Here is a 22,680-nt window from a genome sequence, read left to right on the forward strand (position 1 = left end):
CACACTGATGGGAACCACCGGTACGAGACTCTCCACCGCACTGCTCGTCCTGTCGACCGTCCTGGTCGGCCTGATGGCGGGGCTGTTCTTCGCCTTCGACGTCTCGGTGATGCCGGGACTGGCGAAGACCGACGACCGTACGTACGTCACGGCGATGCAGAGCTTCAACGCCGTCATCGACGGCAACCCGCTCTTCGGGACGGTCTTCGTCGTCGCGCTCCTCGCCGCCTTCGCCGCGGCGTTCGTCGAGGCGCGCGCCGGGCGCCGTACGGTCGCGCTGTGGGCCGCGGTGGCCGCGGCGGCGTACCTCGTCGTGCTCGTCGTCACCTTCGCGGTCAACATCCCGCTCAACAATGAACTCGCCGACCTGGGTGACGCCGCGAAGCTGACCGACTTCTCGATCGTCGAGAAGTTCAAGGGCACCTGGGAGACGGCGAACATCGTGCGCACCCTGCTCTGCGCGGCGGCGCTGACCGCCCTGGCGCGGGCGCTCGTACTGTACGGGCGGGCGGCGGGAGCGGTGGGAGCGGTGGCGTCCGGGCGCGGTCGCTGACGACAGGCCCTAGGCCGCTGGTCGGCTAGGCCGCCACGAGGAGGGCCCAGGACTGGCAGGCCAGGGCGGCCGTGCACAGGGCGGTACGCCAGCGGTTGGCGGGTACCCACTTCTTCTCGAACGCCGTGCGCACGGCGGCCGGATCCGTGATCCGCTCGGCGGGGCCGGCCGCCTCCAGCGCGTTGTTGAGGGGGATGTTCACCCGGCTGGTGACCGCGACGGCGAGCACGTAGAGGACGAGGGCGCCCGTCAGCGCGGGCAGCGGCGCGTGCTCGCCGGCGGTCAGGTGCAGGGCCAGGGCGAGGCCGGTGAACAGGAGCGCGCCCAGGAACGCCAGCATGAACCAGCCATTGATGATGGACGTGTTCACGCGCTGCATCACGGAGATGAGGGTCCGGTCGTCGGAGCGCTTCAGCGCCGGCATCACCGAGACGTCGAAAGCGAAGAAGAGGCCCGCCATGAGGCCTGTGGTGAGCGTCGCGGCGACGAGGGCGGCGACCCGTGCGATGTCCATATGGCCTGTCTATGTCCTGCCCCGTGGTTCTGTCCATGGTGGAGCGGGCGTCGAGTCATCCATGGTGGAGTGGGCGCCGATGAGAGCAGGCCGGAAAGGCTCGTGGCCGTGGTCGGCTGGAGGGGTACCCTCCGGCTGGGGACTGTGTTCGGATGTTGGTTTCCGCCATGCGGAATTCTGGTCCGGCAGCTTCGAGCCGCATCTCGGGGCCGGTCCCCACATCGAGACCTGGAGGAACAGACCGTGACGGACCCCAAGGACCCGCAGGGCCGGCTGGACGCGCTGCGCGCCGACATCGAGCGCCGGAACCCCGCCCAGCCCGAGTTCCACCAGGCCGTACGGGAGGTCCTGGACACCCTGGCCCCCGTGTTCGCGGCGCGTCCCGAGTACGCGGAACCGGGTGTGGCCCTGCTGGAGCGGCTCGTCGAGCCGGAGCGGCAGATCATCTTCCGGGTGCCGTGGACCGATGACCGTGGTCGCGTCCACGTCAATCGCGGCTACCGCGTCGAATTCAACAGCGCGCTCGGCCCGTACAAGGGCGGCCTGCGCTTTCACCCGTCCGTGGACATCGGCGTGGTGAAGTTCCTCGGCTTCGAGCAGATCTTCAAGAACGCGCTGACCGGGCTCGGCATCGGCGGCGGCAAGGGCGGCAGCGACTTCGACCCGCACGGGCGGTCGGACGCCGAGGTCATGCGCTTCTGCCAGTCCTTCATGACCGAGCTCTACCGTCACATCGGTGAGCACACGGATGTGCCGGCGGGCGACATCGGTGTGGGCGGGCGTGAGATCGGCTACCTGTTCGGGCAGTACCGGCGCATCACCAACCGCTGGGAGGCCGGCGTCCTGACCGGCAAGGGCCAGGGCTGGGGCGGCTCGCTGATCCGTCCGGAGGCCACGGGCTACGGCAGCGTGCTGTTCGCCGCCGAGATGCTGGCGGTCAAGGGGCTGGCGCTGGACGGGCTGACGGCGGTCGTCTCCGGCTCGGGCAACGTCGCGCTGTACACGATCGAGAAGCTGCAGCAGCTGGGGGCGAACCCGCTGACGGCGTCCGACTCCCAGGGGTACGTGGTCGATGAGAAGGGCATCGACCTCGCGCTGCTGAAGCAGATCAAGGAGGTCGAGCGCGGGCGCGTGAGCGAGTACGCGCAGCGTCGCGGGCCGTCGGCGCGGTTCGTGCCGGGCGGGCGCGTCTGGGACGTGGCGGCGGAGGTCGCCTTCCCGTCGGCCACGCAGAACGAGCTGACCGCCGATGACGCGCGGACGCTGATCGCGAACGGGGTCAAGGCGGTGTCGGAGGGCGCGAACATGCCGACCACGCGGGAGGCGGTGCACCTGCTGCAGGCGGCCGGGGTGTCCTTCGGGCCGGGCAAGGCGGCGAACGCGGGCGGGGTCGCGGTCAGCGCGCTGGAGATGGCGCAGAACGCGGGGCGCGTGGCGTGGAGCGCGGAGCGGGTCGAGGCGGAGCTGGCGGGGATCATGCGGGACATCCACGCGGTGTCGTACGCGACCGCCGAGCGGTACGGCTCCGCCGGGGACTATGTGACCGGGGCGAACATCGCGGGGTTCGAGCGGGTGGCGGACGCGATGCTGGCGCAGGGGCTGATTTGACGCGTTGACGCGTTGACGCGTTGACGCGCTGAGGGGTGGGGCGGGGCGGGGTACGGGGTGCCGGTCGTGGGTGGCGCTGCGTGAGGTTGTCCCCGACCCGCCCTTCCTCCGTTCCCCGGGGCTCCGCCCCGGACCGCGCGCCTCAAACGCCGGCGGGGCTGTGGGGGTGGGGGCCGCCCCGGACCGCGCGCCTTGAACGGCGGCGGGGTTGTGGGGTGGGGGCCGGTCCGGGCTGGGTGGGGGGGGGCGTGGGTCGGTCGTAGGGTGGGGCGGTTGGATGTGATCGGACTGCTTGGGGGGATCAGTGCTGACCGCGCTCACCGGGGTGTACGGAGACCGGCCCGATGCCCTGCGGGTGGCCGGGCGGGTGGCCTCCTATGAGGAACTGCTCGGCGCGGCTCGTGCCGTGGCCGGCGATGTCGCCGGGGCGCCCGCCTTCGCGGTGACCGCGACGGCCTCGCTGGAGACCGTCGCCGCCGTCGTCGGCGGGATGCTGGCCGGGGTGCCCTTCGTACCGCTGCCGCCCGATGCGGGGCCCGCCGAGCGGGAGCACATCCTGCGGGACTCCGGCGCGGTGCTCGTCGACGTGGACTTCGCACGGCGTGGCGGGGGCGGGGGCGGGGATCTGGACGGGGCGGCGGCCGGGCCCGGGCGGCCGGCGCTGATTCTCTACACCTCAGGGACCACCGGCCCGCCCAAGGGGGTCGTGCTCACCGCCGAGGCCGTGGCCGCCGATCTCGACGCCCTCGCCGAGGCCTGGCAGTGGAGCGCCGAGGACACCCTCGTGCACGGGCTGCCGCTGTTCCACGTGCACGGCCTCGTCCTCGGGGTGCTCGGCGCCCTGCGTACCGGCAGCCGTCTCGTGCACACCGGGCGGCCCACCCCGGAGGCCTACGCGGAGGCCGGGGGCAGCCTGTACTTCGGGGTGCCGACCGTGTGGTCCCGTATCGCGGGGGCGCCGGCGGCGGCCGCCGCGCTGGGCGGGGCCCGGTTGCTCGTCTCCGGCAGTGCCGCGCTGCCCGCGCCGGTCTTCCGGGACCTGGAGCGGCTGACCGGGCTGCGGCCCGTGGAGCGGTACGGGATGACCGAGACGCTGATCACCGTGAGCGGGCGCGCGGGCGGGGAGGTGCGGCCCGGTACGGTCGGCACCCCGCTCCGGGGGATCCGTACGCGGATCGCGGCGGAGGACGGCGCGGAGATCGGCGAGCTCCAGCTCACCGGGCCGACGCTGTTCTCCGGGTACCTGGGCCGGCCCGAGGCCACGGCCGCCGCCTACACCGAGGACGGGTGGTTCCGCACGGGCGATATCGCGGCCGTCGACGAGGCCGACGGGGTCCACCGGATCGTCGGCCGGGCCTCCATCGACATGATCAAGTCGGGGGGCTACCGGATCGGCGCCGGTGAGATCGAAAACGCGCTGCTGGACCACCCCAAGGTGAGCGAGGCGGCGGTGGTGGGGCTCCCGGACGCGGATCTCGGGCAGCGGATCGTGGCCTTCGTGGTGGCCGAGGGCGTCACCGGGCCGGAACTGACGGACTTCGTCGCCGCGCACCTGTCGGTGCACAAGCGGCCGCGCGAGGTGCGGTTCGTGGCGGCGATCCCGCGCAACGCGATGGGCAAGCCGCAGAAGAAGCTGCTGCTGGGCGACGCCTGACGGTGCGTGGTCAGGGCGTGCCGCGGGGCACCAGGTGGCGGGCCAGGACCTCCAGTGCGTGGGTCAGCTCCGGCAGTCGTTCTGCTTCGGTCTCGCCGAGGGCACGGGCGAGGACACCCTCGATGTGGACGCCCTGCCCCGGACCCCGACGCGCATCATCCCGGCGCTGGGCACCGCCACCCCGTCCGCCCTCCTGGACACGGAGATACGGGTCTTCCCCGGGGGCCACATCGGCAACACCACGCACCCCCGGGGCTACGCGGAGCGGCTGCGCAGCCTGCTGGCACCGGCGGGAGCGTAGGCGCGCGGGAAAAGGGCAACGGGGCTTTCGGGTGGGGCAGGTAGCTTGCTCGCATGGACAAGACGTCTGATCAGGTCAGGACCGATCGGCGGGCTCTGATAGCCGCCGGAGTGACCGTCGTGCTGTGGGCTTCCGCGTTCGTTTCGATCCGCTCGGCGGCCGCGCACTTCGGGCCCGGAGCGCTCGCGTTCGGACGCTTGCTGACCGCCTCGGTCGCGCTCGGGCTGGTTCTGGTCGTCAAGCGGGTGCCGCCGCCTCCGAGGCAGGCGTGGCCCGGGATCCTGGTCTCCGGTGTGCTCTGGTTCGGGCTCTACATGGTGACGCTGAACTGGGGCGAGCAGCTCGTGGACGCCGGTACCGCGGCCATGATCGTCAACATCGGCCCGATCGTGATCGCGCTGCTCAGCGGCTGGCTGCTGAAGGAGGGCTTCCCGCCCCTGCTGTTGGCGGGCATGGCGGTCTCCTTCGCCGGAGCGGTGCTGGTCGGACTGTCCACCTCGAACGGCGGGTCGGCCTCGCTGGGAGGGGTCCTGCTCTGCCTGGTCGCCGCGCTCACGTACGGGGCCGGGGTGGTCGCGCAGAAGCCGGCGCTGGCGTACGCGAGCCCGATCCAGGTGACCACGTACGGCTGCTTCGTCGGTACGGCCGTCACCCTGCCCTTCGTCGGGCAGCTCGTCGACCAGCTTCCCGGGGCTCCGCTCGCCGCCGTCCTCAACATGCTCTACCTGGGGCTCTTCCCGACCGCGCTCGCCTTCACCACCTGGACGTACGCGCTGTCGCGGACCACCGCGGGGAAGATGGGCGCGACCACCTACGCGGTGCCCGCCGTCGTGGTGCTCATCGCGTGGATCGCCCTCGACGAGGTCCCGGCCGCACTGACCCTGCTCGGCGGCGCGGTCTGCCTGGCCGGGGTCGCGGTCTCCCGGAAACGGCGGAGTCCGGCCTAGGGCCTGTCGTCAAAGCGGACCCAGGGGACGCTCACGCGAGGCGCAGGTCTACGAAGGGCACGGTGTCGCCGGGGAGGACGTAGCGGTCGAACTCGATGAAGCCCGCTCGGTGCGCAAAGCTCAGGCCCTCCGGGTTGGACGCGAGGACCACGGTCTCGATCACCTCGGCGCCGAGGGACCGTGCCTGGGCGAGTGCGTGGGAGTACAGCTCGCGTCCGAAACCCCGTCCCCGGTACGCGGGCAGGACGCGCGCGATCACGGTGGCGGTCGTGGAGCCGGCGGCGGGGACCCGCAGCGTCGTGCATCCGACGAGGGCGTCGCCGAGGTGGGCGATGTGCAGGACATGGCGCGCGGAGCGCTCCCGTACGTCCTCCAGGGAGAGGAGGGCCGTCGGGATGACCGTGTTGTGGACGTGCTGCCAGTCGCTCAGGGCTGCTTCGGAGGTGGTGTCCACTGCGTGGATGCGAAGACCGGAAGGAGGCGGCGGGGTGTCCTGCGCGGCGGCGTCGAGGAGGATGCGGGCCAGGGCGGACGGGGCGGAGAACATCGGCCAGTGGCCCGTGTCCAGGGTGACCCACTGCCAGTCCGGGCCGGTGGCCAGGAGCTTCGCCACGTCGGGGTGGGGTTCGGCGCCGTCCAGCAGGCATTTGACGTAGGTCGCGGGGAGCTCGGCGAGGGGGTGGGTCAGTACGGCCGGTTCGGTCAGCGTGGCGCCCGGGTGCGGGGTCGCACCGGCGAGGAGCCGGGCGGTCTGCTCGTCCGTGAGGCCCTGGCCCTCGCAGTCGGCGGCCTGCAGGGGAGGCCAGAAACCGTCGTTCACGGCGATCGAGGCCTCTACGGCGGAGCGGCCGTCGGGCCAGCTGGAGACGAAGGACCCGTTGGGGGTGGGGACGTTGGCGTCGACGAAGACCACCCGGTTCAGGCGGGCGCCGATCCGCTCTGCGGCCTGACCGACCGGGATGCCGGAGTAGCTGTGGCCCACGAGGACCACATCGCGCAGGCCGAGCTCGTCGATGGCGTCGACTATGTCCGTGACGTGAGTCTGCTGGCCGGCTGGGATGCCCTGCTTGTCCGCGAGGCCGGACAGGGTCAGGGCGTGGATCTCGTGGTCGCCGTCCGTGCTGCGCAGTGCGGTGCGGAGTTCGGCGGCCACCTCGTCCCATGCCGCTGCTCCCAGCCAGGCGCCTGCCACGAGTACGAAGTCAGTCATGACCGTACGTTAATCGAACTGGATGTCGGCGGTGAGGGGCAGGTGATCGCTGGAGGTGGCGGGGAGCGTTCGGACGCGGGTGACGGTGCCCGAGCGGGCCAGGATCTGGTCGATCCGGGCCAGGGGGAAGGCCGCGGGCCAGGTGAAGGCGAAGCCGGCGGTGGGGGCGGGGGCTTGGGCGGCGGCTTCGGCCGCGGCCGGGGTGGGTGTCGGCTTCGCCGCCAGGGCGGTGCGGATGGGGGCCAGGCCGCGGTCGTCGGCGGTGCCGTTGAGGTCCCCGAGCAGGACGACGCGGTCGGCGGGTTCCGCAGCGAGGGCGGAGCCGAGGAGGACGGCGCTTTCGTCGCGGCGGGCGGAGCCGAAGCCGGAGGCGCCGAGGCGAAGGGAGGGCAGGTGGACGACGTAGACGGCGACGGGCCCGCCGGGGGTGGCGGCGGTGGCGCGCAGGGCGCGGTTCCAGTGCGGGTCGCCGGCGAGGGCCGACGGTTTGATGTCGACGGGGCGGACGTCGGTGAGCGGGTACGTCGACCAGAGGCCGACCGTGCCGTGGGTGGCGTGGTGGGGGTAGTCGGCGCCGAGGGTGGCGGTGAAGGCGGTGATGGCGCCGGGGGTCAGTTCCTCGACGGCGATGAGGGCGGGGTGCGGGGCGGCGAGGGCCTTGGCGGTGCGGGAGGGGGTCTGGTTCTCGTCGCTGATGTTGTGCTGGACGGTGGTGAGGGTGGGGTGGGTTGAGTGGGTGGTGGGCGTGGGGGTGGGGGTGGCGGTGTGGGGGAGGAAGGTGCCGAACTGGCACAGCCAGGCGGCGGTGGGGAGTAGGAGGGCCAGGGCTGTGGCCGCGGAGCGGCGTCTTAGGGCCAGGGCGAGGAGCAGGGGGACGGCCAGGCCGAGCCAGGGGAGGAAGGTTTCCAGCAAGCTGCCGGGGTGGCCGGGGGTGTTGGGGACGAGGGAGGGGCGGGTGAGGAGCGCGGCGAGTAGGACGGCGGAGAGGACGGGGAGGGCGGTGGGCCAGGGGAGAGCGCGGGGGTGAGGGAGAAGGGGGCGGGGTCGGGCCGTGGGGCTGGCGGTGGGCCAGGCGAGGTGGCCGGGGCGAGGGCGAGGGCGAGGGCGAGGGCGAGGGCGAGGGCGGAGGGAGTGGGGTCGGGCGGTCGGGCCCGGGGTTGGGCTGGGGGGCGGGCCCGCGCTTTCCTGGGTCATGGGGCCGTTCCTGCCTGTTCTGTGGGGAGTGCGTGGTGTCGCTGGTACGACGACGTTGGGGGTGGGGAACCGGTTCCCGCCTGGTGTGCGTCGGGGGCGGGGGCCCTGCGGGGCCGCTCCCCCACCCCGCCCCTTCCCGAAACCGGGGCTCTGCCCCGGGCCCCGTTGGGGGCGTCCGGGTCTGGTGGGGCTGCGCCCGGGGGTCGTTGGGGGTGCGCATCGGGTCCGTGAGGGGGCGTCCGGGTCAAGTGAGGCTGTGCCCGGGTCCGCTGGGGGGTGTGCATCGGGTCCGTGAGGGAGTGGGGGCCCGGAGGCGGTGGGGTTGCGCCCGGGGGGCGTTGGGGTTTGGTGTCTGGGCTTGTTGGGGGTGTGTGGGTGGGGTAGGCGGTTGCCTTGGGGTGGTGGGGGTGGGTCCAATGGGCGGGATGATCATTGGGGGCGTCGGCGGGCTTTGGGTGTGTCGGCGTGGGGACTGAGGAGCGTTGCACTGTGAATGCCTCGGCATTGCCGTCGTCAGCGGCTGGGAGGTCGGTCGTGGGGCTGGGGGCTCTTGTGCCGTTGACGCGGCCAGGGTGGGTCGACGCGGGGCGGCAGTTGCTCGCGGGGCTCGAGCTGGCCGTGCGCGAGGTCAATGACGCGGGCGGGATCGGTGGGCGGCCGCTGGAGCTCCTGGTCCGGGACACCGCGGCCGATCCGGAGCGGGCCGCGGCGGCCGTGGAGGAACTCGCCGGTCTGGGTGTGGCCGCCGTGGTGGGGGAGTACCACAGTGTCGTCGCCCGGGCGGCGGCCGCGCGGGCCGATGCGCTCGGCGTGCCGTTCCTCTGCTCCTCCGCGGTGCTCGACGCGCTCGTCGAGGAGCCGACCGAGTGGGTCGCGCGGCTGGCCCCGGCCCAGTCCCGTGGTTGGCGGACGTACGCGGAGTTCCTGCTGGGGGCGGGGCATCGTCGGATCGCCGTGGCGACCCAGCCGAGCGTGTACTGGGCTTCCGGGACCGCCATCCTGCGGGAGTGCTTCGCCGCCCGCGGCGGTGACCTCGTTGAGATCGACGCCCAGGGGGTCACTGCCGAGGAGCTGTGCGACACGCTCGTGGCGGAGGGGGCCACCGCGCTCCTCCTGCTGGTCGGGTATCCGGAGCCGGCGGCGGCGATCGTCAGGGCCGTACGGGGCGACCGGCGCCTCGGGGAGGTCCTGATCGGGGCTCCGGCCGGACAACCGGAGTTCGCCGGATGGGCCGCGGCGCTGGGAGAGGACGGCGCCGGGATCCCGTTCCTGCGCTACCTGCCCGAGGGGCTCGGGCCGCTCGGCGAGCGGGTGGGGAAGGAGCTCCGCGAGCAGCTCGGCGAGGAGCCCTCGTTCGTGGCCTTCGAGGGCTGGGACAGCGTCACCGTCCTCGCCGAGGTGCTGCGTTCGTACGGCACGGACCGGGCGGCCGTCGCCGGGGCGTGGCCGCGGGTGGAGGTCGAGGGCACCCGTGGGCCGATCCGGTTCTCCCGGATGCCGGGGATCGGCGTCTGGCAGTGGGCCTGGGCACCCGTGCGTGTCGTCGACCGGGATCCGGTGGAGCTCGTAGGTCGCTTTCGGATCCTCCATGGGGAGGGCGGGGACGCTCGCTGATCCCGGTGGTCGGCGGAGTTCTCAGGCGCCGGCCAGGTGGGCGCGGTACCAGGGGGCGGCGGAGGGCAGCAGGGAGAGGGGCGTGGGGGTGGGGCGCAGGCGGGTCAGGCGCCAGATGGGGTCGGCGCGCTGGTGGTAGTCGCGGGCCAGCAGGGAGAACTGCCGCTCCGTCACCCGGCCCGGACGCCTCCGGAGTTGTTCCAGGCAGCGGGCCCACGACCACTCCTCCCGCACCGCCGGCAGGATCCCTTCATCGGCCAGGGCCGACACGAGGTCGGCGCTGGTCACCGCGGCGGGGTGGCTCGCGTGGTGGATACCGCCCGCGACGGGGCCCGGGGCCGTGGCCAGGGCGTCGATCAGGCGGGCCAGCTCGCCGACGTCGACCACGGACAGCAGCGCGCGGCCGCCGTCCCAGCTGGCCGGGACCCGGTCGATCAGCTCGGCGAGGGCCGGGACCACCCAGCGGTCACCGGCGCCCAGCACCAGCCCCGGCCGCAGGACGGTGCCGCCGGCGGCCAGCACCGGGGCTTCCGCCGCAAGCCGGGTGCGGCTCGCGGCGGACACCGGATCCGGGGCCACCTCGTCGACCTCGATCCCCCGGTGCGGGAGGCTCCCGTAGACCGCGGCCGTGGACAGGTGGACGATCCGGCGCACCCCCGCCCGCGCGGCCTCCGCGAGGAGGGCCGCGCCGCCCAGGACGTTGACCGTGTGGCAGCGCTCCTCGTCCCGCCCGATGTAGGAGGCCAGGTTCACCAGCACGGCCGCGCCCTCGCAGACCCCGCGCAGCGAGCCGGGGTCGCCCAGGTCCGCACGGACCCACTCCACGCCTTCGCGCTCCGCACCGGGAGTGCGGGCGAGCGCCCGCACCAGGACGCCGGGATGACGGGCCAGGGCGTCTAGTGCGGCCGAGCCGATGAAACCGGTGGCTCCCGTCAGGACGATCACCCTGTGTCTCTCGGTTATCTGCATGGGGTGACTTTATCGGCGTGGGCCCGGCCCGGACGGGGGCTCCGACGGGCCCGTACGGCTCTTCTTCTCTTCTTCGCCGCGGGGTTCCGTCATGTTCCGCCGAGTTCCCGTTGCGCGGGCCGACGCAGTCGTGCGGAGGCGTCAGCGGGCGGTCCAGCCGCCGTCCACCGGGACGGTCGCGCCGACCACGAAGGACGCCTGGTCGCTCAGCAGCCATGCGGCCGCGTGCGCGATCTCGCGCGGATCCGCCGTACGCGGCAGCGGTGCCATGGCGTGCAGCTGCTCCTCGATGCCGGGGTTCAGGTCGAACCACTGGGCCATCATCTCGCTGCGCGTCGTGCCGGGAGCGATGGCGTTGACCCGGACGCCCTGGGCGGAGTACTCGGCGGCGGCCTTCGTCAGTCCGATGATCGCGTGCTTCGAGGCGATGTACGCGGCCCCCGCCAGAGTGCTGACCAGGCCCGCGACGCTGCTGTTGTTCACGATCGCCCCGCCGTTCGGCAGCATCGCGGCGATCTCGTACTTCATGCAGTTCCACGTGCCGCGGACATTGGTGGCCATGACGGCCTCGAAGTCCGCGTCCTCGGTGAGGTGCAGCGGCGCGGGCACGGTACCCAGCCCCGCGTTGTTGAAGGCGGCGTCCAGGCCCCCGAAGAGCTCCACCGCCTTGTCCACCGCCGCCTTGACCTCTTCGGCGTTGGCCACGTCGACGACGGCGTAGGCGGCGGTGAAACCCTGGTCCGTCAGTTCGCGGGTGAGCGTGGCCAGTTCCTTCTCGCGCCGGGCGGTGAGCAGGACCGAGGCCCCGTTCTCGCAGAACACCCGGGCGGCGGCCGCCCCGATGCCGCTGCTGGCGCCGGTGATCAGGGCGCGCCTGCCCGTGAGGAGGCCGGTCTTTTCCATCATGGTGAGTCTTTCGTCTGCCGCGGTCCGGCGGGGGTCTTCAGGGAGGGGTCGTCCCGGCACTATTGGCCGAAAACAGACCCATTGCGGGGGCCGGGCGGGCCCAGGATCACGGGAACCGTCCGGTGACCGTTCGAGACGAACGAGAACTTCGGCCGGAGCTCTGAGGCCGGTACGGCCAGGGCGGCGTCGGGGAACCGCTCGAAGAGCGCCGACAGCGCGATGGCGACCTCCATCCGGGCCAGGTTCACGCCGAGACAGTGGTGGGCTCCGTACCCGAACGAGACGTGATCGGCGCGGGTGTCGCGGGTGATGTCGAAGAGGTCCGCCCCGGCCCCGTGGTGGAGGGGATCGCGGCCCGCTCCGGCGAAGCAGATGACGATCGGGTCGCCCTGCGGGATCCGCACGTCGTCGTCGATCTCGATGTCCTCGACGGCGTAGCGCAGGATGCTGTGCGCGCCGGGCGGGTCCACGCGCAGGGACTCGTCGATCACGTCCTCCCACGAGGCCTTGCCTGCCCGTACGAGTTCGAGCTGCTCGGGGTGCGTGAGCAGGGAGACGACAGCATTGTCGATGAGGTTCACCGTCGTCTCGTACCCGGCGGTGAAGAGGAGGATGAGATTGTCGAGCAGTTCCTTCTCGCTCATGTCCGCCGCGCCCGAGTCGCGCGCGGCGACGAGTCCCGAGGTCAGGTCGTCGGCAGGATTCTCCCTCTTGTGCGCGACGACTTCGTTCAGGATCTCGTACATGGCTATGCCATTCGCCATCGCGTCCTCGGGGGTGATCGAGGTGGCGAAGAAACTGTCGATGATCGTCTGGAGCGGATCACGCGCGGAATGCGGAATTCCGAAAAGCTCGCAGACGACCGCGTGCGGCAGTACGTGGGCGAATTCCTTGCGGAGGTCCACGGACTGTTCCGCCGGGACCTGTTCCAGGCGGTCCAGCAACTCGTCGGCGATCTCCTCGACCCGCGGCCGGAGGGCGGCCACCCGGCGCATGGTGAACTCCCCCGCCACCGGCTTGCGCAGGCGCGCGTGCTCGTCGCCGTAGGCGGTGACCATGTTCTGCACCGAGACCCAAATGGCCAGCGGCCACTCCTGGTCGACTTCTCCGCTGATCCACGCCGGCCAGTGCCGGTAGGCGTCCTTCGACACCCGGGGATCGGTGAGCAGGCGTTTCACGAGCGCGTAGTCAGTGACGGACCACGCCTCCACGCCACCGGGGAGCACGATTTCGACGGCGCGCCCGCGGGAGCGTATTTCCTTGATTTCTCCGTGAATGTCCTGGCCGAGCGGATCGATGACGAACGGGCACTGCCTGCTCACAGGAGTATCCCCCCTACAACTGCTGGTGACGGTGAGTCGGGTGACGTCACAGGCTGGCATGTCGCAGCCCTTGCCGCCACTTCGAGCGTGGGTGTCTCGCACAGTGGATCACCAGAAACCGGTTCCCATTTCGCTGGAAAGGGAGGAGATCAGGCGGAAACGGGAATTGCTTCGAGCAGGGCGAGGAAGACGCGTCGGCCGCTCTGGTGGCCGGTGACACTCAGGGAGACGGTGTTGTCCCGGTTCCGGGTCACCGGCTGTGCCTGAACCAGGCAGGGGGTGTTGAACTCCGCGTACCGGTCGAAGGTCAGGCGGAGCGCGGTGGGGTACATCCGGGTCGTGCCGGCGACGGCGAAGAAGGCCTGGTGGGAGGCCTCCAGGAGGACCATGCCGGGCACATGATCGTTTTCGTGTGCGAACAGCGTCCTGCTCGTGGTGTGCGGCCGCAGGGTCCAGCACCGGGGATCCCTGGTGGGAGCCAGCAGGACGTGGGCGGGGTCGGTCCGCAGTACCAGGGCGGGGTGCACAGGTTCCGGCACGGGCAGGAGCGGCCGGGCGTCGGCCTGCTCGCCCCGCATCCGGCGGTAGGCGCCGGGAGAGGTGCACGTCAGACTGCCGCCGCCGGTGGCGATGACTTGGCCGTCCCGCACCACGGTCATGTGGCAGACCATGCCGGAGAACCGGTTGCCCCGGCGCTTGAGGTCCGTGCAGGTCACGTCCATGTGGATGGGGGAGTCGCCGTCCGTTCCCAGGAGTTCGGGATCGATCCGGTAGTGGATGTCGGACATGAGGAACTGGTGCCCGAGCGGGACGCCGTACTCGGCGTGGGAGAGCAGGATGCCCGTCTGGCGAATGGCTTCCGCGATGACGGCGGGGGCACGAAAACCATGGAGGGCGGTATGGAAAGGATGGTTTTTCGGCCAGCGCAGGGAAACATTGAACCGGTCGGTACCGGTTCGTTCCCAGTCGGACAGGAACACCTCGGAGGTGTCAGGGCGGTGTACAAGCCAGTTCGGTACGGCCGGAGGCCTTGCAACTGAGACCCCGACCGATGGTCTTTGGGCGTTTTTGGTCTGATATGACGTTATTAACATGAACTCCCCCTCGGGCTCCAAGGCAGATTCGAGCCGCTGATGGTATGTCCCGGTCGCCGCAAGATACGTGCTGCCTGGTATAATTTGCAACGGCTGTTTTCGGTGACATGCTCGTACCCTCGAGGAGGTGCATGATTGGCCGCCAGCATCGTGGAAGGAGCGAGGGTGTCTCAGAGGGAGGCTTCTCGGCGCACCCGGCAGCTCATCGTCGAGGCGGCCGGCGCCGTATTCGCGGAGAAGGGCTTCAACGGGGCCACGATCGCGGACGTGTACCAGCGGCTCGGCCTCACCAAGGGCGCCTTCTACTACTACTTCAAGGGCAAAGAAGAGCTGGCCCAGGCCGTTCTGGCCAGCCAGATCGACACGCTCGGCTTCCCGCTCGTACCGCGGAGCACCCGGCTCCAGGAGCTGATCGACAAGGGCATGCTCTTCGCCGTTCAGATCCGCAGTGATCCGATCGTGCAGGGCAGCCTGAGGCTCTCCCTGGAGCGCGGAAGTCACCACGCGGACCGCTTGCGTCCCTACCAGGACTGGATCGAGCACAACCGTTTCGCACTCGGGCTGGCCCGGGAGTGCGGTGAACTCCACGCGCACGTGGACCTGGACGCGGTCGCCAACCTCTTCGTCGGCGCCTTCACCGGAGTGCAGGTGCTCTCGGAGGTGCTGACCGACTGGGAGGACCTGGAAGTACGGGTATCCGTGCTGCTCAGGCACATCATGCCGATCATCGCCCTGCCGACGGTACTGGCCGAACTGGACATGGCTCCGGGCCGTGCCGAGCGGGTCATCGCCGACCTGGAGAAGCATCTGCGCGAGCGGGCCGAGACCGAACTCGTCGAGCCGGACGAGCTCCAGGACTAGTACCTCCCGCAGGACGATGCGTCCTGTGGAACGCACGCTTTCCCCCACTTCCCTCCGCCGGGCGTCCTCGACGCCCGGCGGAGGGTTTTCCGCAACCGATTCGGTGCTTCGGGCGACGACATCAGATCTTCCGATGACGGTTGCCTACCTTCATGCAGGTTTGTTTCCATGGGTGCGGCCCCGAGCCACATACGAGGCTCTTGACCGACCACGGAGAACCCACATGATCAAGCTCGATGACATCCGCCGGCATGCGGCGGGCGGCGTGACGCGGGATGCCTTGGTCGACGGCCAGGTGCGGCTGACCTGGGGCCAGTACGCCGAGACCGTGGAGCGGACGGCGGCCGGACTCGCAGAGCACCTGCCCCAAGAGGGCGCGGTTCGGGCGGTCTTCCTCGCCGGGAACAGCTGGCAGCTCACCGTCGCCATGAGCGCCTGCGCCACCCTCGGCGTCTCCTGCACCGGTCTCGACCCGCAGAGCGGCACGGACGATCTCGGCCAGGTGCTTTCCTGGCTGGAGCCTTCCGTGGTCTTCGTGGCCTCGGAGCACCGCGCCACCCTCGACCAGCTCGTATGGCCCAGCGGGCCGCAGGCCGTGCACGTCCTCCTGGACGGGATCACGGCCCCCGGCGCACCGGCCGCACCCGGCAAGCACCAGGCGCTCAACTTCGACCTGCTGACGTCGGCCGAACCCCTGCGCACCCTGCCGGCGCCCCGGCCGTACGAGTCCTTCGCGGTCAGCGCGCGCAGTGAGGGGCCCTCCCGGATCGCCGTGCGCCGCACCCCCTCCGAGGGCCGCCACCTGGTCGACCTCGTCGACGAGTTCGGGCTCAACCGGGACGACGTCCACCTGGCCTCCGCCCCGCCGACCGAGTCCACGGCCCTTGCCCTGACCCGCACGATGCTCGGCATCGGCGCCACCGTCGTACTCGCGGACGGGGCCGGCCCCGAGACCCTGGCCGCCCTGCTCGTCGCCGAGCGCGTCAGCACCGGCGTGATCACCCCCTCCGCCCTGCACGGCCTGCTCGGACTCCCGGAGAGCGCCGAGCCCTCGCCGCGCACCCGCCACCTGCGGTTCCTCCTCACCCCCGGCGCCCACCTGGGCCGATGGACCGTCAACACGGCCTGGGAGCGGCTCGGCCCGGTGCTGCACACCGCGCTCGGCAGCGCGGAGACCGGGCTGACCGCCGTCATGGGCCCCGAGGAGCTGCTGGTCTCGCCGCCGCGCTCGGGACACACCACGCTCGGCACCACCGTCGCCGTTCTCGGCGAGGACGGGCAGCCGGTGGGGCAGGGCGAGAGCGGCCGCCTCGCCTTCGCGGGCCACCAGGTCATGGACGGCTACCTGGACGGCGAGACCCAGGTCGCGGAGCTGGACCTCGGCTGGGGCACGGAGCGCTTCCTCGTCACCGACGACTCCGGGTACGTGGACGAGACCGGCCGGCTGCTGGTCACCGGGCGGGTCACCGAAGTGCCCGTGGTGGTCCGCGATTCGGCGGTCGACACCGAGTTGTTCCGGCTGGAGTCGGACCTGCTCAACCTGCCCTGCCTGCGCGACACCGCCGTCATGCGGGTCAGCAACGCGGTGCTGGGCGACGCGATCGTGGTGCCCTTCATCGCCGTGGCGGTCGACCGCGAGGTCACTGGGTACAAGTCGCTCAGTGCGGCCTGTGCCCGCCGGGTGCCGTCGCTGCCCGCGCACGTCATCGCGGTCGACACCATCCCGTACAGCCCGACGGGCCGGATCCGCACCGGGGACCTCCTCGACGCGGTGCTGCCCATCATCACTCTGAACCTCCAGCTTGAGCAGTCGATGCAACAGGAGATGTCCGCGTGAACCTTCCCTCCTTCGACGACCAGCCGTACGACGAACTGCTGGTGGAGGACTTCGAGACGGCCTTCTTCGCACTCGAACTCGAACTCCTCGACCTGCCCTGCGTGAGGGACGTGGCGGTGATGCGCACCCGGCTGCCCGAGGTGGGCGAGACGCTGGTGGTGGCCTTCGTACCGCTCCCCGAGGAGGACCAGGAGGCCGGCGGGCGTCAGGCCGCGCTGGCCGCCTGCGAGCGGCGCATGCCGTGGGTGCTCTCGCACGCGGTGGCCGTCGACGCGATCCCGCGGGCCGCCGACGGATCCGCGCGCACGGGGGTCCTGATCGACCGTCTGCTCCCGCAGATCGCCCGGGACCTCCTCTCACCGATGGAGATGTCCGACTAGTCCACGACTAGTCCACTCCGAACGACCGACCCGCTGTCGGCGCGAAGCGGCGGCTGACCTGTGGCCATGCCCTCCCTGGGCATGGCCACAGGTATGTCGGCTACCGTACGCGGGCTGAACGGCAGCCCCTCGCACTGCATTTATACCTGCACCGTGGTATGTTTCTAACCTCCGGGGCTTTGAGTCTCGTAGAAGGGAGCCCCTGCCGTGCAGTTCCAGCAGTTACGCTCGTTCCGAGAAGTGGCCGCCGAGATGAGCTTCACTCGAGCCGCCCGAAACCTTCATTACTCGCAACCCAGCGTCACCGCCCACATCAAGAACCTCGAGGACTACATCGGGGCCGAGCTGTTCCATCGCGCCGGCGGCCGTGTCCAGCTCACCGAGGCGGGCATGCGACTGCTGCCACACGTCGAGAAGATCATCCTGATCGCCGAGGCCGCCTGCATCGACGCTGCCTCCGCTGGCGGTACCCGCCCCGCCGCCTGACCGGCCACCGTACGTCTCATTTTGCTTTTTCATTCGGCCCGACCGCGTATCCACATCACCTGGATCGAGGTCGGGCCGTAGTTATGTCCGGGGGTCTTCGGAATTCATTGTTCCGTCATATCGAGACACCTGACCGCCCCCTTCTCGGCAATGTCGACCGAGTCTTTTCTCCTAGCCGTTGACGTGCCGTCCAGAAACGTGATGGCGCCAGGGTTGGCGTGGATGGGCAATTGTTCGTGCGCGGCCCCGCAAGAGCGGATGGGCGTCCGAACCTACGCTCGGATCAATCGAACTGTGCGCCCGGCAGCGGTCGCTCGTAGTAACTGGAGAGGAGACCGAAATGGGTCAGGCCCCGATAGTGGATCAGCCGGCCGACGGGGCGCCGAACGACCTCATGACGGGCGACTCCTACCTGGAGAGCCTGCGTGACGGTCGCCAGGTCTTCGTGGACGGCGAGTTCGTGAAGGACGTGACGACGCACCCGGCCTTCGCCAACGCCGCGAGGTCGATCGCGCACCTCTACGACGCACTCCACCACCCGGACACCAAGGACCTGATGACAACGGTCGACCGGTACACGGGCTACCGCGTCCACCGCTTCTTCACCCCGGCGCACTCGCCGGAGGAGCTCCTCAAGGCACGTGACGCCATCGAGCACTGGGCCCGCCTGGGCTACGGCTTCATGAACCGCACGCCCGACTACAACGCGTCGTTCATGGCCGGCCTCGCGGTCACCCACGACTTCTACGAACCCTTCGGCGACAACGCCCGTGCCTGGTACGAGAAGTACGCTCGCCAGGGTCTCTCGATCAGCCACGCGATCGTCAACCCGCCCGCCGACCGCACCAAGTCCTCGCACGAGATCCGCGACGTCCACCTGAAGGTCGTCGAGGAGCGCGTGGACGGCATCGTCGTCGAGGGGGCCAAGCTCATGGCCACCGCCTCGGCTCTGGCCAACGTCGCCTTCGTCGGCCAGAGCCACCTGTCCGACCCGGACGCCGGCAAGGCCGACGACATGGCGCTGGCCTTCATGGCCCCGCTGAACACCCCCGGCATGAAGGTCGTCTGCCGCACCTCCTACGAGTCCAAGGCCACCAGCCCGTTCGACAACCCGCTCTCCAGCCGGTTCGACGAGAACGACGCGGTCCTGGTCTTCGACAAGGTGTTCATCCCGTGGGAGAGCGTCCTGATCCACCGGGACACCGAGAAGATCCACCAGTGCTTCCCGCGCTCCGGCCTGCTCTCCCGCGGCTTCTTCCAGGGCGCGATCCGCAGGTCGGTCAAGCTCCAGTTCATGGCGGGCATCCTCGACCGGGGCACGCGCATCTACGGCACGGACGGCTTCCGCGACGTCCAGGCCGGCCTCGGCGAGCTGCTCGCCTGGCGCCACCAGACCTGGGCCGTCACCAGTGCCATGGCCCTGGACCCGGAGTACGGCCCGGGCGGCACGGTCCTGCCGCGCATGGACTACGCGGCCGGCTACCGGGCGCTCGCCCCGCTCAGCTGGGAGCGCACGCACCGCTTCTTCGAGGAGCACCTCGCGGGCGCGCTGCTGATGACCCCCTCCAGCGGCAAGGACCTGCAGAACCCGGAGCTGCGCCCGCTGCTCGACCGCTACTACCGCGGCACGGGCGCCACCGCCGAGGAGCGGACCAAGCTGTTCAAGCTGGCCTGGGACGCGATCGGCACCGAGTTCGGCGCCCGCCACGAGCTGTACGACCTCAATTCCGCCGACCGCCCCGACCAGGTGCGTCTCGACACCCTGAACTGGTCCCGCGACGCCGGTCTGCTCGACACCTACGGCGACCTCGTCCAGAAGGCCATGGACGACTACGACCTCGACGGCTGGACCCGCGGCCGCTGGGCCCAAGAGAACTGACCAGTCAGCCCGCGTACGGACGCGTGCCATCGGCCCAGACGCCGAGCGCACCCGTCCGCGCCCAGCAGAGAGGCCCGGCATGAACCACGACCTGCGCGATGTGATGCGCTCCTTCGCCACCGGGGTCTGCATCGTCAGCACGTACACCGAGAGAGACGGCGTACGCACTCACAACGCGATCACCGTCAACTCACTCACCTCCGTCTCACTGGAACCGCCGCTGGTTTCCCTGAGCTTCCGTCACGACTCGGAGTTCTTCGCGGAGCTGATGCGCACCGGCGTCGTCGGGATCTCGATCCTCGGCGCCGAGGGCGAGTCCACCGCCCGCGCGTTCGCACGCCGGCGGCCCGAGCGCGACCGGGCGCTGTCCGAGGTGGCCGGAGTACCGGGCGAGGCCACCGGGACGCTGCTGTTCGACGCGGCGGCTTGGATGGAGTGCAGCCTCCGCGACCACGTGGTGGCGGGTGACCACGTCATGGTTATCGGCGAAGTCCTCGCCATGGGGGCCCGTGAGGCCCAGACCCCCCTGATCTTCCTTCAGGGCGGATTCCACAGATTCGAACTGGAACAGGTGTGACGTGCGGGCGAAGAAGCCGCCGAGCCGCCGGGGCCGGCTCGATGCGTGACCGTAAGAACTCCGCCGCCTGAGCCGGAGTGCCCCACCCATTGGCCGACCGGCTTCACCTCCTCCGCACCGGGGGTGGGCCGGCGGCTTCCACCGAATCCCCGGAGTAGGCGAGGAGGGCCCCGTGACAACGGAAAGCAAGGCCGGCGCACGACGACCCAGCGCCTTCCACGAATTGATAGGTGACTGACACATGTCCCGTGGATTCTCGATCGGTATCGTCGGAGGAGGCGCGGCTGCAGTCTGCTTGATCGACGCGTTGTCCCGAACAGATAGTGAACCAGGCAGCCTCACGGTCTTCGAACCGTCACCGCACCTGTGGCGCGGCCGCGCATACCAGGTGGACACCGAGACCCTCAAGGTCAACGCGACACCCGACGACATGTCCGTGCGCGCAGGCGACCTCCAGCATTTCGAGAACTGGCTGGATACGAGGGACAAGGTCGCCGGCGTCCGCACCGGAGTCGACCGGTGGTCCGGGAGCCGCTTCGCGCCCCGCACGGTCTACGGCGAGTACCTGGAGCAGACGGCGTACGCCGCGCTCGGCGAACTGCGCCGCCAGGGCTGGCGCGTCGACCTCGTCGGCGAGGGCGTCACCTCCGCCAGCCGGGCCGCCAACCGGGTGCTGCTGCGCACCGGCAGCGGCCGCGCCCGCGCCTTCGACTACGCCATCCTGTGCGTCGGAGGCGACAGTCCCAAGGACGTCTACGGACTGTCCGGCACCGAGGGCTTCGTCGGGGACCCGTACCCGATCGTCAGCAAGCTGGCGGACGTCGGCGAGAACGACCACGTCGCCGTCATCGGCAGCGGCCTGACCGCCATCGACATCATCCTGTCCCTGGCCGCCCAGGGCCACCAGGGCCGCATCAGCCTGATGTCCCGCCGTGGCGTCCTGCCCGGTGTGCGGCAGAAGGCGGTCCCCTTCGAGCTGCGCCACTTCACCCCGCACCGGATGGAGACGCTGGCCGCGACCCACCCCGAGGTCACCCTCGAGGACATCGCCACCGTCATGCGGGCCGAGTTCCGCGACATCGGTGCCGACCTCGACGCGACCGTCGAGGAGATCATCCGGGTCGACCTGGAGAACCCGGTCGACCGGCTGCGCCGGCAGATCGAAGAGGTGGACTCCCCTCACATGGGCCTGCGCATCCTCCAGCGCGCCGTCCCCGAGACCGGGCCCGACGTCTGGCCGATGCTGCGCGAACAGGACAAGGTCCAGCTTCTGCGCGCCCATTACCGCACGATCATGAGCCTGTGCTGCCCCATGCCGCCGGGCAGCGCCGGAGTCCTCCTCGAGCTCGTCGAGGCGGGCAAACTCGACATCGTCTCCGGTCTGCAGAACATCACCCCGAACCCCGAGGCGGGGTTCGACGTCGTCACCGCCGAGGGCCACAACTTCACGGCCGACCGTGTCGTCAGTGCCGTGAACGCCTCCGAGGGGCGCATCCCCACCAGCGCCGCGCCCCTGGTCACCTCGCTCATGCGCAGCCGCGTCGCCAGCCGGCACCCCCACGGCGGCCTGCACATAGCCCGTCCGACCAGCCAGCTGACGACCAACGGCAGATCCGACCCGCGCCTGTACGGGCTCGGCAACATCGCCGCGGGTTCGCTCTTCTTCACCTTCGGCATCCCCTCGCTGGTCGACCGCAGCCAGGACATCGTCGGCGCGATCCTGCAGCACGCCGAGACCGTCACGGCCGCGAGCCGGGAGAACGAGGAAGTCCTGCTCACGGTCTAGCCCCGCGCACGGCCTGGCCCCGCTCAGGGCCTGGCTCCGCGCACGGCCTGGTCCCGCTCAGGGCCTGGCCGCCGCACGCACCCGTATCCGTACCACTACCGGAGAACGATCCGGAGATGAGGACCCCGAGCATGAGCGTCACCGAGACCGATCGGCCCGCCTACCTGGCGGACACGCACACCGGCCTGCCGATCCCCGGCGAGCCGGTCTTCACCACCCACGAGGAGACGCGCCGCCACCGCAAGCAGCGGCTCGCCGCCGCCCTGCGGCTGTTCGGCAAGTACGGCTTCGGTGAGGGCATCTCGGGCCACATCTCGGTCCGCGACCCGGAGCACGAGGACCGCTTCTGGGTGAACCCCTTCGGCGTCTCCTTCAACCTGGTCCGTGTCGCCGACCTCATCTGCGTCGACTCCGCCGGCAACGTCGTGGAGGGCAAGCACCGGGTCAACCCCAGTGCCTTCGTCATCCACTCGGCCATCCACGAGATGCAGCCGGGCGCCACGGCGGCCGCCCACGGCCACACCGCGCACTCCCGCGCGCTGGGCGCCCTGGGCCGGCTGCTGGACCCCATCGACCAGGAGTCCGCCGCCTTCTACAACCGCCAGGTCCTCTACGAGGAGTACGAGGGCCCCTCGGTCTCCGCCGAACTCGGCCGCGACATCGCGGAGAAGCTCGGCGACAACCGCGCGATCCTCCTGCGCCACCACGGCCTGATAACCGTCGGCGGATCGCTCGATGAGGCCGTGCACTGGTTCTTCACCTATGACAGCTGCGCCCAGGTGCAGCTGCTCGCCCGGGCGGCGGGCACGCCCAAGAGCTTCACCCACGAGCAGGCCGTGGCCGCGGGGGACGGGTTCGGCAACGAGCAGCTGGGCTGGTTCAGCTTCCAGCTGCTCTGGGACGAGATCGTCCGCGAGCAGCCCGACTTCCTGGAAGAGGACTAGCCCGCACTCGTCTCGCGTCCGGCGACACCGCGCGAGAAGCACCC

At 70.8% G+C, this 22,680-nt stretch carries 20 protein-coding genes and 2 pseudogenes; 14 read left to right on the plus strand and 8 right to left on the minus strand.

The window, feature by feature from the left end:
- Nucleotides 1-7 precede the first annotated feature (7 nt).
- Complete coding sequence (locus ACE1OC_RS41695) at nt 8-553, plus strand: anthrone oxygenase family protein (protein ID WP_407841889.1); 546 nt, start codon at nt 8-10, stop codon at nt 551-553.
- Nucleotides 554-578: 25 nt separating this feature from the next.
- On the opposite strand, the gene ACE1OC_RS41700 is transcribed toward ACE1OC_RS41695, so the two are convergent.
- Entirely contained in the window at nt 579-1,067 is a 489-nt protein-coding gene (locus ACE1OC_RS41700; protein WP_407841890.1) for a DUF1772 domain-containing protein, read from the minus strand.
- Between the two features lie 243 nt (nt 1,068-1,310).
- Here ACE1OC_RS41700 and gdhA point away from each other — a divergent pair, with 243 nt between their 5' ends.
- The 4 genes from gdhA (at nt 1,311) to ACE1OC_RS41720 (ending at nt 5,577) form a co-directional block, all read left to right on the plus strand.
- The gene (gene gdhA, locus ACE1OC_RS41705; RefSeq protein WP_407841891.1) at nt 1,311-2,675 is read left to right on the plus strand and encodes an NADP-specific glutamate dehydrogenase; all 1,365 of its coding nucleotides are present in this window, start codon (nt 1,311-1,313) and stop codon (nt 2,673-2,675) included.
- A gap of 292 nt (nt 2,676-2,967) precedes the next feature.
- Nucleotides 2,968-4,329, plus strand: a complete 1,362-nt coding sequence (locus ACE1OC_RS41710) for an AMP-binding protein (protein WP_407841892.1) — start codon at nt 2,968-2,970, stop codon at nt 4,327-4,329.
- Nucleotides 4,330-4,387: 58 nt separating this feature from the next.
- Nucleotides 4,388-4,630 (plus strand): hypothetical protein, encoded by a 243-nt coding sequence (locus ACE1OC_RS41715; protein WP_407841893.1) that lies wholly within the window; start codon nt 4,388-4,390, stop codon nt 4,628-4,630.
- Between the two features lie 53 nt (nt 4,631-4,683).
- The gene (locus ACE1OC_RS41720; RefSeq protein WP_250744335.1) at nt 4,684-5,577 is read left to right on the plus strand and encodes a DMT family transporter; all 894 of its coding nucleotides are present in this window, start codon (nt 4,684-4,686) and stop codon (nt 5,575-5,577) included.
- A 31-nt stretch (nt 5,578-5,608) separates the two neighbouring features.
- Here ACE1OC_RS41720 and ACE1OC_RS41725 read toward each other — a convergent pair whose 3' ends face one another.
- From ACE1OC_RS41725 to ACE1OC_RS41735, 3 genes and pseudogenes are all read right to left on the minus strand, one after another.
- The gene (locus ACE1OC_RS41725; RefSeq protein ID WP_407842050.1) at nt 5,609-6,040 is read right to left on the minus strand and encodes a GNAT family N-acetyltransferase; all 432 of its coding nucleotides are present in this window, start codon (nt 6,038-6,040) and stop codon (nt 5,609-5,611) included.
- Between the two features lie 30 nt (nt 6,041-6,070).
- Nucleotides 6,071-6,787: pseudogene (locus ACE1OC_RS41730) on the minus strand (alpha/beta fold hydrolase); the annotation flags it as partial.
- Nucleotides 6,788-6,796: 9 nt separating this feature from the next.
- Nucleotides 6,797-7,780 (minus strand): annotated as a pseudogene (locus tag ACE1OC_RS41735) (endonuclease/exonuclease/phosphatase family protein); the annotation flags it as partial.
- A gap of 690 nt (nt 7,781-8,470) precedes the next feature.
- Between ACE1OC_RS41735 and ACE1OC_RS41740 the strand changes: the two are divergent.
- Nucleotides 8,471-9,595, plus strand: a complete 1,125-nt coding sequence (locus ACE1OC_RS41740) for an ABC transporter substrate-binding protein (protein WP_407841894.1) — start codon at nt 8,471-8,473, stop codon at nt 9,593-9,595.
- A gap of 21 nt (nt 9,596-9,616) precedes the next feature.
- Here ACE1OC_RS41740 and ACE1OC_RS41745 read toward each other — a convergent pair whose 3' ends face one another.
- The 4 genes from ACE1OC_RS41745 to ACE1OC_RS41760 all read right to left on the minus strand — a co-directional run bounded on the left by ACE1OC_RS41745 (nt 9,617) and on the right by ACE1OC_RS41760 (nt 13,886).
- On the minus strand, nt 9,617-10,564 hold the full coding sequence (locus ACE1OC_RS41745) for an NAD-dependent epimerase/dehydratase family protein (protein WP_407841895.1): 948 nt from the start codon (nt 10,562-10,564) through the stop codon (nt 9,617-9,619).
- Nucleotides 10,565-10,705: 141 nt separating this feature from the next.
- On the minus strand, nt 10,706-11,467 hold the full coding sequence (locus ACE1OC_RS41750; RefSeq protein ID WP_407842051.1) for an SDR family NAD(P)-dependent oxidoreductase: 762 nt from the start codon (nt 11,465-11,467) through the stop codon (nt 10,706-10,708).
- Nucleotides 11,468-11,529: 62 nt separating this feature from the next.
- Nucleotides 11,530-12,792, minus strand: a complete 1,263-nt coding sequence (locus ACE1OC_RS41755) for a cytochrome P450 family protein (protein WP_407841896.1) — start codon at nt 12,790-12,792, stop codon at nt 11,530-11,532.
- 149 nt (nt 12,793-12,941) lie between these two features.
- A complete protein-coding gene (locus ACE1OC_RS41760; RefSeq protein WP_407841897.1) occupies nt 12,942-13,886 on the minus strand; it encodes a ScbA/BarX family gamma-butyrolactone biosynthesis protein in 945 nt (314 codons plus the stop codon).
- Nucleotides 13,887-14,051: 165 nt separating this feature from the next.
- Between ACE1OC_RS41760 and ACE1OC_RS41765 the strand changes: the two genes are divergently transcribed.
- The 8 genes from ACE1OC_RS41765 to ACE1OC_RS41800 all read left to right on the plus strand — a co-directional run bounded on the left by ACE1OC_RS41765 (nt 14,052) and on the right by ACE1OC_RS41800 (nt 22,636).
- On the plus strand, nt 14,052-14,747 hold the full coding sequence (locus tag ACE1OC_RS41765) for a ScbR family autoregulator-binding transcription factor (protein WP_407841898.1): 696 nt from the start codon (nt 14,052-14,054) through the stop codon (nt 14,745-14,747).
- 223 nt (nt 14,748-14,970) lie between these two features.
- The gene (locus ACE1OC_RS41770; protein WP_407841899.1) at nt 14,971-16,584 is read left to right on the plus strand and encodes a class I adenylate-forming enzyme family protein; all 1,614 of its coding nucleotides are present in this window, start codon (nt 14,971-14,973) and stop codon (nt 16,582-16,584) included.
- Nucleotides 16,581-16,964 (plus strand): hypothetical protein, encoded by a 384-nt coding sequence (locus tag ACE1OC_RS41775; protein WP_266914252.1) that lies wholly within the window; start codon nt 16,581-16,583, stop codon nt 16,962-16,964. Before ACE1OC_RS41770 ends, ACE1OC_RS41775 begins: the two co-directional genes overlap by 4 nt.
- Before the next feature lie 207 nt (nt 16,965-17,171).
- Nucleotides 17,172-17,450 carry a LysR family transcriptional regulator gene (locus ACE1OC_RS41780; protein WP_407841900.1) on the plus strand — a complete coding sequence of 93 codons (279 nt, stop codon included), beginning with the start codon at nt 17,172-17,174 and terminating at the stop codon, nt 17,448-17,450.
- Nucleotides 17,451-17,790: 340 nt separating this feature from the next.
- Entirely contained in the window at nt 17,791-19,329 is a 1,539-nt protein-coding gene (locus ACE1OC_RS41785) for a 4-hydroxyphenylacetate 3-hydroxylase family protein (RefSeq protein WP_407841901.1), read from the plus strand.
- 79 nt (nt 19,330-19,408) lie between these two features.
- Nucleotides 19,409-19,906, plus strand: coding sequence for a flavin reductase family protein (locus tag ACE1OC_RS41790; RefSeq protein WP_407841902.1), 498 nt, complete (start codon nt 19,409-19,411; stop codon nt 19,904-19,906).
- A 241-nt stretch (nt 19,907-20,147) separates the two neighbouring features.
- Complete coding sequence (locus tag ACE1OC_RS41795; RefSeq protein ID WP_407841903.1) at nt 20,148-21,692, plus strand: FAD/NAD(P)-binding protein; 1,545 nt, start codon at nt 20,148-20,150, stop codon at nt 21,690-21,692.
- A 131-nt stretch (nt 21,693-21,823) separates the two neighbouring features.
- Complete coding sequence (locus ACE1OC_RS41800; protein ID WP_407841904.1) at nt 21,824-22,636, plus strand: class II aldolase/adducin family protein; 813 nt, start codon at nt 21,824-21,826, stop codon at nt 22,634-22,636.
- The last annotated feature ends 44 nt before the right edge of the window (nt 22,637-22,680 follow it).

The sequence above is a fragment of the Streptomyces stoeckheimensis genome, from assembly GCF_045822005.1.
GTDB lineage: Bacteria > Actinomycetota > Actinomycetes > Streptomycetales > Streptomycetaceae > Streptomyces > Streptomyces stoeckheimensis.